Here is a 15,904-nt window from a genome sequence, read left to right as displayed (position 1 = left end):
AATACACCTTTTGCCCGGAGGAATCGTCTGTATACTTTTGGTGGTTAACAGGCCCAGACTAAATGGACCGGCTGGGATTTGAACCCAGGGCTTCTTCCTTGCGAAGGAAGCGATCTACCACTGATCTACCGGCCCTCATCGGTAGTACATTAAGAAGCGACTTGAGTATTGCGTTCTTTTGACCGCAGTATATTCATCCGTCCGGCTATCAGCCCTAGCAACAGCCCTGTAAAATGCCCATATAGAGCAGCTCCTTCTGTGTGTAGCATTAGCGAAATTCCAGCAGCTACAAGAATATACACGGCAATTTTCTGTCGAATTGACAATCGAAGCATATCTAATAGCCCTCCCGTAACTCGGTTTGAGGTAAGAACATACCCAAGTAGTGCAAAGGCAGCTCCACTAGCTCCCAAAACCAATTCACTTGTGATGAGGATTTGTGAGAAGCCAGCGAATGCTCCAGTCCACAGCACGAACAAGTGAAACCGTACCCTTGTTGTTAGTCCCTCAATTGGAAGACCAGCCAGTGCAATTACAATTGCATTACTGAAGAGGTGGTGCCAGCTTGCATGAGCATACACGCTGGTTACAACTGTCCACGGATACTCAGTCAGCGGAAAGCCTAAGGCAAAAAATTCGACTGCTGCGCGTGTGTTGACAAATACCACAAAAAGTTGTTGTATTATGAATATAACAGCGCAGAGGGCGAGTACCTCAATCGTAGGTCGTCTGGCCATCACCGCCAGTATGGACCTTCAATAAAAAAGGTCGTCGCCTATTCTTCGAGAACGATCTCGATGCTCACATCGTTTGGCACCTGAATTCGCATCAGTTGCCGAAGTGCACGTTCGTCAGCATCGATATCGATTAGGCGTTTGTGTACTCGCATTTCCCAGTGCTCCCATGTCGCTGTACCTTCGCCGTCAGGCGATTTTCGTGCCGGAATTTCAAGCGTTTTGGTAGGCAGTGGAACAGGGCCTGATAGCGCGACGCCGGTCTTGTCCGCAATCTCTTCGACATCACCGCAGATGTCATCGAGAGCACTCGGATTCGTACCGGCGAGTCGGACTCGTGCCTGCTGCATACGTTATGCTTCGTTGACGCTCAGGACCTTACCTGCTGCAATTGTCTGTCCCATGTCACGGATTGCGAAGCTACCAAGCTCTGGAATCTCGCTCGATGGCTCGATTGAGAGTGGCTTCTGTGGGCGCACCGTAACAACTGCAGCGTCACCGGACTGGATGAAGTCAGGATTCTCTTCTGCGACTTCTCCTGACGATGGGTCCATCTTCTTGTCAATTGACTCGATTGTACAGGCAACCTGTGCGGTGTGTGCGTGGAAGACTGGTGTGTATCCAGCGGTGATGACACTTGGATGCTGCATCACAACAATCTGAGCCTGGAATGTCTCAGCAACTGATGGTGGGTCGTCTGCTGGGCCACAGACATCTCCACGACGGATGTCATCCTTGCCGACTCCACGAACGTTGAATCCAACATTGTCACCTGGACCGGCTTCGTCAACTTCCTCGTGGTGCATCTCGATGGTCTTGACCTCTCCGCCAACATCACTTGGCTGGAAGGAAACATCGTCGCCCGGATGCATCATACCTGTTTCGATTCGTCCAACTGGGACAGTACCAATCCCGGAAATCGTGTAAACATCCTGAATTGGGAGTCGGAGTGGAGCGTCCGTTGGTGGCTCTGGCTCTTCAAGAGCATTCAGGGATTCAAGCAGCGTTGGGCCGTCGTACCACGGCGTATTGTCCGAGGCCTCTGCAATATTGTCGCCCTCGAATGCGCTGATTGGGATGAAGGAAGCATCTCCTACGTTGAACTGAACCTGCTTGAGGAGCTCCTGCACTTCCGACTGGACCTCCTTGAACTTGTTTTCTTCGTAGTCAACAATGTCCATCTTATTGATCCCGACAAGCAGCTCGTCGATACCAAGAGTTCGAGCAAGGAAGACGTGTTCTTGGGTCTGTGGTGCGACTCCGTCATCTGCAGCAACGACAAGAACTGCGTTGTCTGCCTGGCTTGCGCCAGTAATCATGTTTTTGACGAAGTCTCGGTGACCCGGACAGTCGACGATTGTGAAGTTGTAATCGTCGGTTTCGAACTCCTGATGGGCGATGTCAATAGTGACACCACGCTCTCGCTCTTCGGCGAGGTTGTCCATCACGTAAGCGAATTCGAATCCGCCCTTGCCCTTCTCTTCGGCTTCTTCTTTGTACTGTTCAATTACGTGCTCGGGTACACTTCCCGTTTCGTAGAGAAGTCGCCCGACCAGTGTACTCTTCCCGTGGTCCACGTGGCCGATAATGGCCAGATTTTGGTGAGGTTTCTCGCTCATGGTTATCTTGCGCGCAGTGGCGCTATACCGGAAACTTTCGGCCAGAGACAATAAAACCATTTCGATACAGTACCCAAATTCCACCGATTTCCCTTGCATTATGCCCATTTTTCCCAAAATCCATGGTATAAAGCAGCACATATTTTGTGGTAAAGGGCAGCAAAATTGATCCTATATTCGCCAAATATACACATATATGAACTTACGCCGTCCTGCTCCGCTCGGATTACGGCCTCGTTTGGTTGAGGATGAGACTTCCTGCCTCACGGGGAGGAGTCCTTGTTCCCATGACGGCACTTGCAGAATTGCAAGGTGAACGCCCATGGGCCTTAGCCAAGGGATAAATCACATGATATGCCACAACCCCCCCCGACAAAAATAGTCTGTAATCCAATCGTCTACTCTCTCGAAAGGTTATGTGTCGGTCGACACACGACATGCTGCTACGAGGAACTTACTCACGCGTTCACAGACCTTTGCAGCCCAACCAGCAGCGGTTGATATTATCATCACAGAACGTTCCTTTCGTGGATAGAATAGAGCGTTAGGATGGCCTGATCCGCTGCTCACGGCCTAAGCCCCCGTGAGTGCTACTCCCGGAAAAGAGGGCAAAACTGAGTAGATACGCCCATTCAACACACCACAGCCTTGACGTGAAGACTAAAGATGCATCGGCGAATCCGCACGTTCACAGCCGGGGTAATCCAACCGGAATTACTCACGGAGCAATCCCACAGCTTTCCCCGTGTGGAGAGGGTCAAAAGTAATTGAGTCTGATCGTGGGCGATCTAAATATAACCCAGTTTCCCGACTAAACCTGTTACAACTTGTTGGTGAACTACCCTGCCTACTCACCGCCTTTGGCGGCTCCTTGAGGAGGAAGACGTAGACTGTAGAAGTTAAATATTTATTCACCACTTGCTTCGATAGCCGATCAACGGGCTACATGTTAACCTAACCGACCGACGTCAGCAAGCACTGCTGTTGCTGTTTCCGGGCCGCCTGCTCCGCGTCCAGAAAGATTCAGCCGACCGGCATGTTCCGTATCGATTTGAACGATATTTCGTGTTCCTGTCACAGATAGCGGGCCGTTCTCTGGTACTAATCGCGGACCAACCTTGACGTGATCGCGAGTTGCTTCTCCAATTAGCCGAATAGTTTTGTTATCCTGTGCAGCCAGATCAAGTGCACTGCCCGGTATATCTGTAATACCTTCAACTGTTGCATCGGAAAGGGTGAATTCGGGATCACCGCCGGTCAGTACATTTGCCATAATCACACATTTCAGCGCTGCGTCGGTCCCTTCGACATCAAAGCTCGGGTCTGTTTCTGCTACACCAAGTTCCTGTGCCTCAGAGAGCACTTTCTCATAGCTCAGTCCTTCTGCAGCCATCCTTGTCAGGACAAAGTTCGCTGTCCCGTTAAGCACCCCTCGAGCTGCAAGAACTTTTTCCGGTCCATAATCCTCAATTGTTCGAATAGCTGGAATGGCTCCCCCGACAGTTGCTTCAAATCGAATACTACCATTACTTTGAGTCTCAATCTTGCGTAGATCAGTATACCGTTCCGCAACTGGTCCCTTATTTGCTAACACGACATGTCGATCCTCTTCAAGTGCTCGTTGGCAATGACTAAACGCTGGTTGAGCATCTCCAAGTGTCGTTGGTGTTGCTTCGACCAAGACATCATATTCTGTTTTAAACAACTCGCCTGCTGGCTGGGTCCCGACAGCCCCCGTCTCTTCTTTCCGCTGTAAAACTGATTCTACATCAACCTGTTCATCACCAGTTGCTGCGCTGGATGAATCAGCAATACCAACAACGGTGTGTCCATACTCCTCTGCAAGCTCCAGAACCGAGGTGCCAACTGCTCCAGCACCGGCAATTGCAATTCGCATTACGCATCACCTCCTCTGTCGATTTGTGGTTCAACGACAGTCAACCCTTTCGATGCAGCCATATCTCGAATCTCCGAGAGAACCTCATCAACTTGATTCTCTTCAGTTGCTATACGCAACTGAGCACTTGCGACACCGCTTGCGCCATCTGGTGCTGAAAGAGTCAAGTCAGTCACTGATGCTTCTTGGCGATCTTCAATACATGTGATCGTGTCCGATAAATCGGCGTCAACAAGATGTCCAATCAAGAGAACTGACAGCTCACTGCTAAACCGCTCTTCGCCGGCTTTGACGACATTGACACCTGCTGTTTGTAGACTCTCAACGATGTTGTCGATACGCTCAGGATGGCATTCAATATCGATTTCAACTGGAATTCGTCCACGAGGTGTCACATTCCCTCGTTCATGGAGGATGCTCAGTAGGTTTCCTCCTTCCTCAGAAATTGGTCCCAGCGCATTCAGTAGCTCGCCCGGCTCATCAACCAGTTCCAATCGGATGGTGTATGTCTGTACGCTCTCAGCATGTTCGCTCATAACACCACCTCCAACGTCATCTGTGGTTTCATATCAGACCATGACTTTTGGTCCTGCATTACAGTTTTGGTAACGCGATAATTTTTGGATTGTATTCTGACACAAGCAGTTGCTGTCCGTACGATATATAGGTAGAAAAGAAAGGCCGCTAAGACTGTCTTCTATTTATATATAGTCGACTGATCCAGGGAGCTCAAGCTTCATCCCTTTTCGTTCCCGAATATCCATAATTTGCTCACGCTGTAGGTTATCTGCCATAACCTGGAATCCTGCGTTCTCAGTGTTCCAAGACGCTCGGCCTTCTGTTGCAGATCGGATATCGCTTGCGAATCCAATCATTTCCTCAACTGGTGCGGAGCCTTCAACGACCATGAGGTCTCCCTCTTGGTACATGTCGTCGACCTGTCCTCGACGACCCTGTATCTCACCAGATGCCGCTCCCATGTGTTCGTTTGGTACGTCAATACGGACATCTTGGACTGGCTCAAGCAGTCGGATCTCAGCATCAATCAAGGCTTGGTGTACTGCGTCACGGACAGCAGGGATTACCTGTGCTGGTCCACGATGGATAGCATCCTCGTGTAGCCGAGCATCGTGAAGTCGGATCAGAGACCCGTCAACTGGTTCTCCTGCTAATGGACCATCATTGAGGGACTCTTCAAGCCCTTCAATGATGAGTTCCATTGTTTCGTTCAGGTGTTGGATACCTTTTGTATCGTCAATGAAGATGTTCGTATTATGCATGTGCTCGACATTCTGTGAGGTTTCTTTATCCATTCCTGCTTCCTGCAGTGCCTCACGTCGCTCTTGCTCTGGCATCTCCATTGCCGCCTCACCACGCTTAACCGCCTCAAGAACCTCATCATCTAGCTGCTCAACAGTAATGTAGAATCGGTTGTGGCGGTTTGGTGAAATACCTTCAACTTCTCGACTGTCGCCTTGTGGTGCTTCACGGAACACAACAATTGGCTCACCTGTATGGACTGGGATACCTTGGTTCCGTTCGATACGCTGCGTGATAACTTCAAGATGTAACTCTCCCTGTCCAGAGATCAGATGTTCACCGGTGTCCTCGTTAATCTCAACTTGGATCGTTGGATCTTCCTTTGAGACTTGCCGAAGCGTTTCGATTAGCTTTGGCAGGTCATCCATGTTCTGTGCTTCTACGGCCTTTGTGATCACTGGCTCAGAGATATGCTCCACGCCCTCGAACGGAGTCATCTCAACGCTTGAAACAGTTGATCCAGCAATTGCGTCATCAAGTCCCGTGACAGATGCAATGTTTCCGGCTGGTACTCGGTCAACTTCTTCTCGCTCATCACCCATGAATAATCCTACACTCTGAATCCGGTTTTTGCCCGCTGTCCCTGATACGTACAGCTCTTGTCCTTTCTCGATTGTTCCAGAAAATAGGCGTCCAGTGGCAATCTCACCAGCGTGTGGGTCCATTGAAATGTCCGTGACCATGAACACGACCTCACCATCAGCATCAACCAGCTCCATCTGCTGTCCAAGCTCAGAGTCAGCATCGCCTCGCCAAACTGTTGGAATCCGCTCAGGCTGTGCGTCGTTAGGTGATGGGAAGTGCTCTGCAACCATGTTCAGAACGACATCCGACAGTGGCGTTCGCTGAACAAGTTCCTCAACGTTGTCGTTTCGGTTATACTCGATAATGTCACCAAAGTCAATGCCAGTCTTCTGCATAAACGGCATTGAGATCGCCCAGTTATAGAGCGCAGAGCCGAACGCAACTGTCCCGTCCTGCACTGAAACCTTCCAGCCTTCTTCTTCATACTTCTCTTCTGCCATCCCTCGAATGAGTTCATTTACCTCGCGAATAACGCTCTGCAGGCGTTTCTGCATCTCTTCTGGCCCTTCCTGTAGCTCGTTGATCAGACGATCAACTTTGTTAATGAAGAGCGTTGGCTTGACGTTCTCTCGGAGTGCCTGTCGAAGGACCGTTTCGGTCTGCGGCATAGTTCCTTCAACAGCGTCGACAACGACCAGTGCTCCATCGACTGCCCGCATTGCTCGGGTAACATCTCCACCGAAGTCAACGTGTCCTGGTGTGTCAATGAGGTTGATAAGATAGTCTTTTTCGTTGTACTCGTGGGTCATTGACACATTTGCTGCGTCAATTGTAATTCCACGTTCCTGTTCGTCCTCTTCTGTGTCCATCGCTAGCTGGTTGCCAGCTAAATCCTCTGAAATCATTCCCGCTCCAGCAAGCAGGTTATCTGTCAGCGTGGTCTTTCCGTGATCGATATGTGCGGCAATTGCAATATTCCGGATATGGTCCGGGTTATCCATTAGCCGCTCACATTGATCTACAATTTTCTTACGTCGGCCCATTACTATTGTATTTTATCACCGAACTCAAAAGAGTAGTGTTTTCATTTTGGCTTTTCGGGTAAGAGCTACGCTACCACGGTATTTCATCACTCACATGGCTCTGCTTTTTTTCTTTATGTATTTATCCAGTATATCCCTGTCCGTCTCTGTGTAGACTGTTTTGCTGCTTTTCGGCAGAACAGTCATTATTGTTGAAGCCGTATACATGTCTGATGGAAGTTAACACACGTGGTCCCGGTCCAGCAGCTCCGTTTTTATCAGCTCGTGACCGGTTCACCACAGAGTACTCACTTACTCTGCCAGTCCAAGTTCACATTCAGAAGGACCCGGATGCAAGAACATGGACAACACATCATGAGGACCATCATAAACTAAATATCTCTCGTGCTGCAGCACAAAGCGCGATGGCATCTGAACTTGCATTACATGAGTATAGCCATATGTTGCGGCACGAACAAGAGCATCCTTCCCATATACAGTCTACGCGTGAAGCAATATACCTTGCATTGGCTGGAGAAAGCGTCGAACAACAACACTTGACACACTGCTATCAGATATCAAACCATATGAAAGATATCTACGCAGACGACATTACCCTTCGCGTTGGACCAAGTACCAAGCTCCTTCGGTTCTTAGAGTCTCAGCTAGCTGCGGCCGTTACTGATCGGTCAAATCTTGGGCTTCAGCATGGTACCCGAATAACTGCCCAAACCCATCCTGCAATGACGGCGATAAACTCTGCATTCGCTCTTGCACTTCTTGAGCGCCACGATGCACTGCCCTCCTCACATCGGATCTATGACCTTGCACATGCGGCCGCAACCGATGCACAGACAGTGCACTTTGACTGGTATAAAAACCAGTTTAAGTCACTCCCAACAGATCCGACCGATCGAGAGTATAAGCAAATTCTTGTCGATCTCACCCGCGAGTACGCAACAACGCAAAACACAGCTGCAGACTAACTACTATCCGTATGTGTTCTTCCTGATAGAATGAGTGAATAAAAAATCGCGCAGATTATCGGGCGGCAGCGGCGACGCGCTCCTTTTCTTCTTTCTGGTTGATGGCGTATGTATTGACGTCGTTGTTCGCAGCCCCGACTAGTTGATTTGCAAGTGCTTCTTCAACATCGACTGGACTCTTGAATGAGTCGTTATACGTTCCTTCAGCGATGAACATAAGTGCCTGATCGACGCGCCGCTGCGGTGAAACATCAACTGCCTTTGGTACGGATATCCCTCCGTATTTCAAACGGACAGTCTCTTCTCGTGGAGCGGCGTTCTCAACGGCTTCTACAAGCACTTGCACTGGATTCTGTTCAGTTCGCTCGTGAATGATATCCATTGCTTCACGAACGATGTTCGTGGTCTGCTGCTTCTTTCCAGTATTCTCACTCGTCTGCATTAGCCGGTTGATCAACCGCTCGACAATCGAAATGTTGCTCTTCTCGAACTGCTTATTTGCGTGTCGGCCCATCGTGTTCGCAACCGGGGTGACAGTAACATATCGTTCCGTGCTGGGGTCGTTGTACTCAATCTCTGAAACGTCCCATTCACCGAACAATTTTGCGGTAGATGCTGCTTCACTCATAATTTATCGGACTGGTTTCTCTGCGTTTCCACGAACTAGTTCAATCAGCGATACACCATTTACTTTTTCGACCTTGTAGTTAACTCCAGAGAGGTCACCCATTGAACCTCCTTTTGCCCCACCAATACCAGCGATTGTCACTTCATCGTGCTCATCAATGAACGAGATTGCTCCGTCACCTGGACAGAATGCTGTTACTTGCTTTCCGTTTTTGATCAGTTGAACTCGTACACACTTTCGAACTGCAGAGTTCGGCTGTTTTGCTTCAATCCCGACTTTTTCAAGAACAATTCCACGCGCCTGTGGAGCCCCTTCCAGAGGATCAGATTCCTCTCGGAGTCCACGCTCTCGCCGCGCATATTTCGAGTCGGACCACCGATGATTCTGGCGGTCTTTCTTGAGCTTGCGCGCCGCATACTTGCCGTTTGCCATAGTGGACGTTTCTACCCGATGCGGATACTTAAGCATCCCCTTTTGGCATGGAAAATACGGGAGTCATCCGCATGCTGTATCCTCGTCATTAGCTGTGTCTCCCAAAAATACTTTATGATCAAAACACCTGCGACTGACTCTTCAGTTATATGCTGAACAGGCGCAATACCACGGCCTGAAGGCCGTGGATACGCGCCGTCGATCAGTGATACATTCAACCGGCACCGGCAGGCTCGGAGCCTTCCTGCTCGACGGCGAGAGCGGACGGTTCACCCCGAGAGAACAGGGAGTCTACAAACCGTAATATCCCAACGCTTGGGATTCACCCACCTTCAGGCGGATGAGGATGTCAATTTACGCTGATGCTATCAATATCAAAATGTCGTCTCGCCAGCATTCGGGCTGCTTCAATATTTCGGCCATCTGTTCCGATTGCAGCGCCAATATCTTGTTCGTCAACATCTACGTAGGCGACCGACTGATCATCCTCTGTTTCAATCGTAACGTCATATACGGCTGCAGGAGCCAAGGCATTAGCAACGAAATCCTCTGCTGTTTTTGCATCACCGACAATCTTGATGTCTTTTCCAATTAACTCCTCAACATCTCTCACTGTCTTTCCTCCAGGGCCAATCGCGTCTGCCATATCTCGTGGACTGACAAGAAGAATAACTCGGTCAAATTCCTCGTCAACAATACAATCTTTTGGCCCAACGCCGGCCTTCTCCTCAAACAACCGAAGATGTTGACGTGCTTCATCAGAGAGGCGGCGTTGTGGCATGAGTCTCGCTTAGTCTGCTGATTCTTCCGGCTGATCTTGTGATGCGAACGATCCCATTCGAAGCTTTACATCGCCTGTACCGAGCTTAACCGGCTTTCCGACGATGACATTTTCTGTGACACCATTGAGGCTGTCGATTTCTCCATGGATTGCTGCATCCAGCAGATGGCTGACCGTAACCTCGAACGCTGCCCGCGCTAAAACGGAATCCTTTGAGCCAGAAATTCCGTGACGGCCAATCGACTCAATCGTTCCACGATTGGTCATGATGTCTGCAACCAGCATGAGGTGCCGAATATTCACGTCATCAAGCCCCTGTTCTTCCAATGTTTCCATTGTCTCATTGATGATTGACTCTCTTGCGGCTTCGATTCCGAGATTTTTGTAAATCTCGTGAATATCATTGGTAGACGTTCGGGTTGCATCGACGCCTTCGATCTGCAAGACGTCTCCGAATGCAGACCCTTCGGTGTACAGGACAAACTCCTCACCCTGGTCAGTTTCTTCTTTTCTGACAACAACTCGTGTGATGTCCTCAATTCCTTTGAAGGTAATCTCTCGAAGTTCCTCGACGAGTTGAAGTAGATCTCTGTACGATGGCTGCTCTGGTCCAAATTGAATAACCGTACCCTTCTGTCGTGTTTCGACGCCTAGGTTTGACTGAATTGTATCTGCGATTTCTTCGGCAACTGCTACTGGATCATCGACGGTTGGCCATCGCTCTTGCAGTGTTTTCTCGTTCAGGTCTACCTTGACTTGCATGTCTGCAACGTTTGTTGATACGTCACCGAGCGAGAGAATCTTTGTTGCCTCAATCTGCCAGACAACTTCATGCGCTTTCTCTCGATCAGTTGCGTATTCATCGTCCAGATACACTGTCATCATTGGAGTGTCTGGCTCCTTTCTTGCATCGACAAGCTCGATAAGCCGTGGCAGTCCCTGTGTCACGTCAATTTCAGCGACCCCTGCATAGTGGAACGTATTCATCGTCATCTGCGTTCCTGGTTCTCCGATTGACTGTGCACTCACTGTACCAACCGGATCAAGTGGGTCCACGCGTGACTCTTCATATCGGTTTTTTACTGCTTGCACGACGTCGTTTGCCTCTTCAAGGCTAACCTCTTCTCCTTCAAGTTCGCTATACACCTTGTCTTTTAGCCGTCGTGGCAAGTTCGTATCTTCCACAACTGCCTCGATTTCTGGATTTACGTTATATTCAGTCATCAGTTTCAACCCTCCAAGAGTCTCCGTGTTCTGAGAGGTTCGTTGTTCGCTCTTCCCGGCCAAGGAACGTCTGTCGTTCCTCTTCCGATTCAAATTCTGAATCAAGTACCCGGTCTACAATCCCTTCAACATCGATGTTGTGGTCTTCAGAAGACGATACCTCAACAGGTGATGTACCGTCTTCACCAAATTCAAACTGCACAATCGTATCTGACGTGTCTCGAACAGTTCCGTCATATTGTGCTTCCAGCTCGTTCAGCGCGTTGATCAGACGCCGCTGCAGATATCCAGACTTGGATGTCCGAACTGCTGTGTCAACCAGACCTTCCCGACCACCCATTGCATGGAAGAAGAACTCCCGGGGATCCAGTCCTTCTGTGTAGGAGTGTTCAACGAATCCATGGGCGTCTGCAGACAGATCGTCCTCTTGAAAGTGACTCAGTGTTCGGTTTTCATATCCACGATTAATTCGCTCTCCACGAACTGCCTGTTGTCCAACACAGCCGGCCATCTGTGTTAGGTTCAGCATTGACCCACGTGCACCGGACTCTGCCATGATTACAGCTGGGTTTTCATCATCAAAGTGCTCTTCGGCAATGTCACCAGCGTTGTCACGTGCCTTTCCGAGCGTCTGCATAATCTTCATTTCAAGAGTCTCGTCAACTGTCCGTCCTGGCAGTGATTCTAGTTCACCGGCTTCGTATGTGGAAATAAGTTCCTGCACGCGATCATATGCGTCTTCAACGGTTTCGTCAATTCGTTTCTGTGCTTCTTCTGGAATTGTTTCATCGTCGATACCAATCGAGAACCCGAAGTGCATGATCGTTCGCACCGCTAGTGCTGCAACTTCATTGACGAACTGCCTTGCTCGTGTTCGTCCGTACTGCTTGGTAATTGTATCGACAATTTCTCCGCCGAATGCTCCGACTGCGTCCTCGTCAATTGTTCCTTCTTTTAGCTGGCCGTTTTCGACAATTACCGTATCGCCAGCCGATGAGGTGAACTCAAGGTCGAGTCCGTCTGGAAGTAGTTCTGAGAAGATTGTTCGGCCAGTCCAATATGGACTTCCGTTTTCAACCCCGTCTTCTGGTGGCAACTCGTCAATCGATGTTTGTCGCAACAGATCAAGTGCTTGTGTTTCGTTGAATTGAGGGTTCTGGAATGTTAGCAGGAATGTCCCAGTAACGTGGTCCTGAATCGCGCCAATAATATTCTCTCCAAATCGTGGGGAGAGCATCTGCTCTTGTACACGCATCAGAGCACGGGCTTCTGCCCGTGCCTCTTCGTTCTGCAGTGCGTGCATGTTCATCTCGTCACCGTCGAAGTCTGCGTTGTATGGTGGACAGACTGTCGTGTTCAGACGGAATGTCTTGTATGGCATCACGACAACTTCATGTGCCATAATCGACATCCGGTGAAGTGATGGCTGCCGATTAAATATCACAATATCGCCATCGATTAGATGTCGATTTACTTCCCACCCAGACTCGATTTTGTCAGCGAGTTCTTCGCAGTTTTTCTCGGTAACCTTCAGCCGACGACCATCTGGACGCCGGACATAGTTTGCTCCAGGATGCCCCTCTGGGCCATTGGCCACGTACCTCCGAGCACGTTTGAGGTTACGCTCGTTGACGTTCATTGTCTGTGTCATCTCCCGGGCGACTCGCTCTGGAACACCGACTTCGTTCAGCGAAAGTGTCGGGTCTGGAGAAATCACGGTCCGTGACGAGAAGTTTACACGCTTTCCGGAGAGACTTCCTCGGAAGCGTCCCTCTTTGCCTTTAAGCCGTTGGGAGAGGGTCTTCAGTGGACGACCAGAACGGTGTCGAGCCGGTGGTGTACCTGAAATCTCATTATCCATGAACGTTGTCACATGGTACTGAAGGAGTTCCCACAGGTCCTCAATAATCAATTGTGGTGCACCGGCCTCCCGGTTTTCCATGAATCGCTGGTTAATCCGGATAATATCGACCAGTTTGTGAGTCAGGTCGTCCTCACTCCGCTGTCCATTATCGAGTGTAATCGATGGTCGTGCCGTCACCGGCGGCACTGGTAGCACCGTTAGGATCATCCATTCCGGCCGTGAACGCTCTGGATTGATACCCAGAATCTCGATATCATCACCCGGGATCTCTTCAAACCAGTCCCGGATATCTGACGGCATTAACTTGTCCGTATCTTCTTCGGTAAGATCCACATCAAGCGCAGATTCAATTGCTTGTCGATCATCTTCACGTGGCCGGAATTCTCCGCTTAGGATCTCGTTGATTCGTGCGACATCAATCCCAGTCTCCTCCGCAAGTTCACCGGGGGTGATTCGCGCTTCCTCTTCTGAGGACGGCTGCAGTGCTGAAGCGATTCGTTCTGGATAATCTGAGGCTAGTACTTCTCGAACCTCGTAGTAGCTTGTTGGTTTTTCGTGCTGGATATCGTATTGCTTTGCACCACAGTGTGGACAGCGATCTTTCTTCCTTGCATTTCGAATCGCATCCTTTCGTACATTGCTGATGTCGCCCTGCAGATCACGGACCCGACCAATTCGGTCTCGATATTCGTCCATTTCTCCTTCCGTTAGGCATAGCCGAGAACATTCCCGACATGTTCCCCGAAGCAACCGACGAATAAGCTTCGTAAATCCAACGTGGATGACAGGGGCGGCGAGCTCAATGTGACCGAAGTGTCCAGGACATGAACCGGATCGCTTTCCGCATGTCTTACACTCAAGTCCTGGGTCGATGACCCCAAGCCGAGGGTCCATAAGTCCCATGTCAATCGGGAACCCATCATCGTCGTATGTATCCGCCGTAATAATCTTCGTTTCGCTCATCTCTCGATACTCCTCTGGATCCATCAGACCAAAACTGATTGACCCAATCTCTTTGGGGGTAGTTTCACGGACCATATTTATACTGCATCCTCCAGTTCAAGTCGTGGAGCAATACCAAGTGCCTTCATTTCATCAAGCAGCAACTTAAACGCGTAACTCATCTCAATATCGTGGATTTCTGTTTCCTCTTTACAATTTGGACAATACACACGGTTCTGATTGATGTCCTCAACAGCGGTCATCCCACATTCACCACACACTGGAACAAACTCACGGTCTGACTCGTCAAGGAGCCGCTCTTTGAGTGTCATCGCTGCACCGTGCCCAATGAACACGTCCCGTTCCATTTCTCCGATACGGAGTCCGCCCTCACGAGCACGTCCTTCTGTTGGCTGCCGCGTAAGAACCTGTACAGGTCCTCGTGAACGGGCGTGAATCTTGTTCGAGACCATGTGGTATAGTTTCTGGTAGAAAATCGTACCAACGAAGATCTCGGCTTCAATCTTCTCTCCCGTAATACCAGAGTACATGACCTCTTTGCCTGAAGGTTCAAACCCGTGTTCTTCAAGCTTTTCACGAAGCTCCTCGTCGTCTTCTCCAGTAAATGGCGTCCCGTCTACGCGTCGTCCGTCCATCGAACCAACCTTTCCACCAATCATCTCGAGAATGTGTCCGACCGTCATCCGTGACGGGAGTGCGTGCGGATTAAGAACAAGGTCTGGAACGACTCCTTCTTCAGTGAACGGCATATCTTCTTGTGGGGCAATGTGGCCAACGACACCTTTCTGTCCGTGTCGTGATGCGAACTTGTCTCCGAGTTCTGGAATTCGTTCGTCCCGGACTTTCACCTTCGAGAGTTTTGACCCGTCTTCCCCTTCCATCAAGGTGACTGTATCTACAATTCCTGATTCTCCAGATCGCATCGTAACCGATGTTTCTCGTCGCTTCTGTGGTGACAATCCACCAAGCTCATCTGGTTCCTCAAGGAAGCGCGGTGGTGAGGTCTTCCCGAGTAGCACATCATTTTCGCCAACGCGTGTCTCTGGATTCACTAGTCCATCATCATCAAGGTGCGAATAGGATTCTTCACCTCGAGCACCACGGACCTCCTGGTCTGGAATCTCAAATCTATCTTCCTGCCCACCAGGATACCGTCGTTCTTCGCCTTCGTATGTTCGGAAGAAATGGGATCGTGCAAGGCCTCGATCAACAGATCCCTGATTGAGAATCAGGGCGTCCTCGATGTTGAATCCTTCATAACTCATTACAGCAACAACAAAATTCTGTGCTGCTGGACGGTCATCATATCCAATCTGCTCTGTTGTTTGGGTCTTAACCATCGAGAGTTGTGGATAGTGCAGAAGATGCTGCCTTGTATCAGGACGAATTCGATAGTTAGCAGCCGGTAGTCCAAGTGACTGCTTGATCATCCCTGCACCCATCGTAATACGGGGCGACGCATTATGCTCTGGATATGGGATCATCCCTGCACCAATCCCGAAAATAAGCTGAGGATCAATTTCTAAGTGCGTGTGGTCTTCAGTTAAATCTTCACGCTCAACTGCTACGTATATGTCTTCTTCCTCTTCAGCGTCAATAAATTCGATATATCCTGCATCGACCAAATCATCAAACTCTAACTTACCATCCTTGAGTGCCTCAATTTCATCGTCGCTGATCAGTGGCTCACCATCTTCGACGACAAGAAGAGGTCGACGTGCTCGACCGGCGTCAGCGTTGATAATAACCTCACGTGTCCGGTCTTTAACAGACACATTAACCATCTCAGAGACATCTCCTCGTCGCCGTGCCTCTCGAATCTGCTCTGCAAGCTGTTCTGGGTCGGGATGTGTCCCGACGAGACTTCCATTAACGTATACTTTTGCTTCTCGTTGTTGACTGCTCATGA

The 15,904-nt window shown here is 49.7% G+C and carries 13 protein-coding genes and 1 tRNA gene; 1 reads left to right on the top strand and 13 read right to left on the bottom strand.

Going from position 1 to position 15,904, the window contains the following annotated elements; genetic code table 11:
• Positions 1-63: 63 nt before the first annotated feature.
• The 7 genes from K0C01_RS01090 to K0C01_RS01060 all read right to left on the bottom strand — a co-directional run bounded on the left by K0C01_RS01090 (position 64) and on the right by K0C01_RS01060 (position 7,138).
• A tRNA-Ala gene (locus tag K0C01_RS01090) sits at positions 64-135 on the bottom strand.
• 14 nt (positions 136-149) lie between these two features.
• On the bottom strand, positions 150-737 hold the full coding sequence (locus K0C01_RS01085) for a rhomboid family intramembrane serine protease (RefSeq protein ID WP_221170236.1): 588 nt from the start codon (positions 735-737) through the stop codon (positions 150-152).
• Positions 738-775: 38 nt separating this feature from the next.
• Positions 776-1,084, bottom strand: coding sequence for a 30S ribosomal protein S10 (rpsJ, locus tag K0C01_RS01080; RefSeq protein ID WP_221170235.1), 309 nt, complete (start codon positions 1,082-1,084; stop codon positions 776-778).
• A 3-nt stretch (positions 1,085-1,087) separates the two neighbouring features.
• Positions 1,088-2,353, bottom strand: coding sequence for a translation elongation factor EF-1 subunit alpha (gene tuf, locus K0C01_RS01075; protein WP_221170234.1), 1,266 nt, complete (start codon positions 2,351-2,353; stop codon positions 1,088-1,090).
• A gap of 949 nt (positions 2,354-3,302) precedes the next feature.
• The gene (locus K0C01_RS01070; RefSeq protein WP_221170233.1) at positions 3,303-4,250 is read right to left on the bottom strand and encodes a homoserine dehydrogenase; all 948 of its coding nucleotides are present in this window, start codon (positions 4,248-4,250) and stop codon (positions 3,303-3,305) included.
• A complete protein-coding gene (locus K0C01_RS01065; protein WP_221170232.1) occupies positions 4,250-4,786 on the bottom strand; it encodes an amino acid-binding protein in 537 nt (178 codons plus the stop codon). Before K0C01_RS01065 ends, K0C01_RS01070 begins: the two co-directional genes overlap by 1 nt.
• A 165-nt stretch (positions 4,787-4,951) precedes the next feature.
• On the bottom strand, positions 4,952-7,138 hold the full coding sequence (locus K0C01_RS01060; RefSeq protein ID WP_221170231.1) for an elongation factor EF-2: 2,187 nt from the start codon (positions 7,136-7,138) through the stop codon (positions 4,952-4,954).
• Between the two features lie 212 nt (positions 7,139-7,350).
• Here K0C01_RS01060 and K0C01_RS01055 point away from each other — a divergent pair, with 212 nt between their 5' ends.
• Positions 7,351-8,103 (top strand): DUF5781 family protein, encoded by a 753-nt coding sequence (locus K0C01_RS01055; RefSeq protein WP_221170230.1) that lies wholly within the window; start codon positions 7,351-7,353, stop codon positions 8,101-8,103.
• Positions 8,104-8,158: 55 nt separating this feature from the next.
• Here the strand turns inward: K0C01_RS01055 and K0C01_RS01050 are convergent, their stop codons facing one another.
• The 6 genes from K0C01_RS01050 to rpoB all read right to left on the bottom strand — a co-directional run bounded on the left by K0C01_RS01050 (position 8,159) and on the right by rpoB (position 15,902).
• The gene (locus K0C01_RS01050) at positions 8,159-8,731 is read right to left on the bottom strand and encodes a 30S ribosomal protein S7 (RefSeq protein WP_221170229.1); all 573 of its coding nucleotides are present in this window, start codon (positions 8,729-8,731) and stop codon (positions 8,159-8,161) included.
• A gap of 3 nt (positions 8,732-8,734) precedes the next feature.
• Positions 8,735-9,163 carry a 30S ribosomal protein S12 gene (locus K0C01_RS01045; protein WP_221170228.1) on the bottom strand — a complete coding sequence of 143 codons (429 nt, stop codon included), beginning with the start codon at positions 9,161-9,163 and terminating at the stop codon, positions 8,735-8,737.
• Positions 9,164-9,512: 349 nt separating this feature from the next.
• On the bottom strand, positions 9,513-9,944 hold the full coding sequence (locus K0C01_RS01040; RefSeq protein WP_221170227.1) for a NusA-like transcription termination signal-binding factor: 432 nt from the start codon (positions 9,942-9,944) through the stop codon (positions 9,513-9,515).
• 9 nt (positions 9,945-9,953) lie between these two features.
• Entirely contained in the window at positions 9,954-11,168 is a 1,215-nt protein-coding gene (rpoA2, locus tag K0C01_RS01035; RefSeq protein WP_221170226.1) for a DNA-directed RNA polymerase subunit A'', read from the bottom strand.
• Positions 11,161-14,070 (bottom strand): DNA-directed RNA polymerase subunit A', encoded by a 2,910-nt coding sequence (locus tag K0C01_RS01030; RefSeq protein WP_221170225.1) that lies wholly within the window; start codon positions 14,068-14,070, stop codon positions 11,161-11,163. Before K0C01_RS01030 ends, rpoA2 begins: the two co-directional genes overlap by 8 nt.
• 2 nt (positions 14,071-14,072) lie before the next feature.
• The gene (rpoB, locus tag K0C01_RS01025; protein ID WP_221170224.1) at positions 14,073-15,902 is read right to left on the bottom strand and encodes a DNA-directed RNA polymerase subunit B; all 1,830 of its coding nucleotides are present in this window, start codon (positions 15,900-15,902) and stop codon (positions 14,073-14,075) included.
• Between the last annotated feature and the right edge of the window lie 2 nt (positions 15,903-15,904).

It is taken from the genome of Salinarchaeum sp. IM2453 (assembly GCF_019693215.1).
Classification (GTDB): Archaea; Halobacteriota; Halobacteria; order Halobacteriales; family Salinarchaeaceae; genus IM2453.
This window is presented reverse-complemented; position numbering and strand designations above follow the sequence as displayed.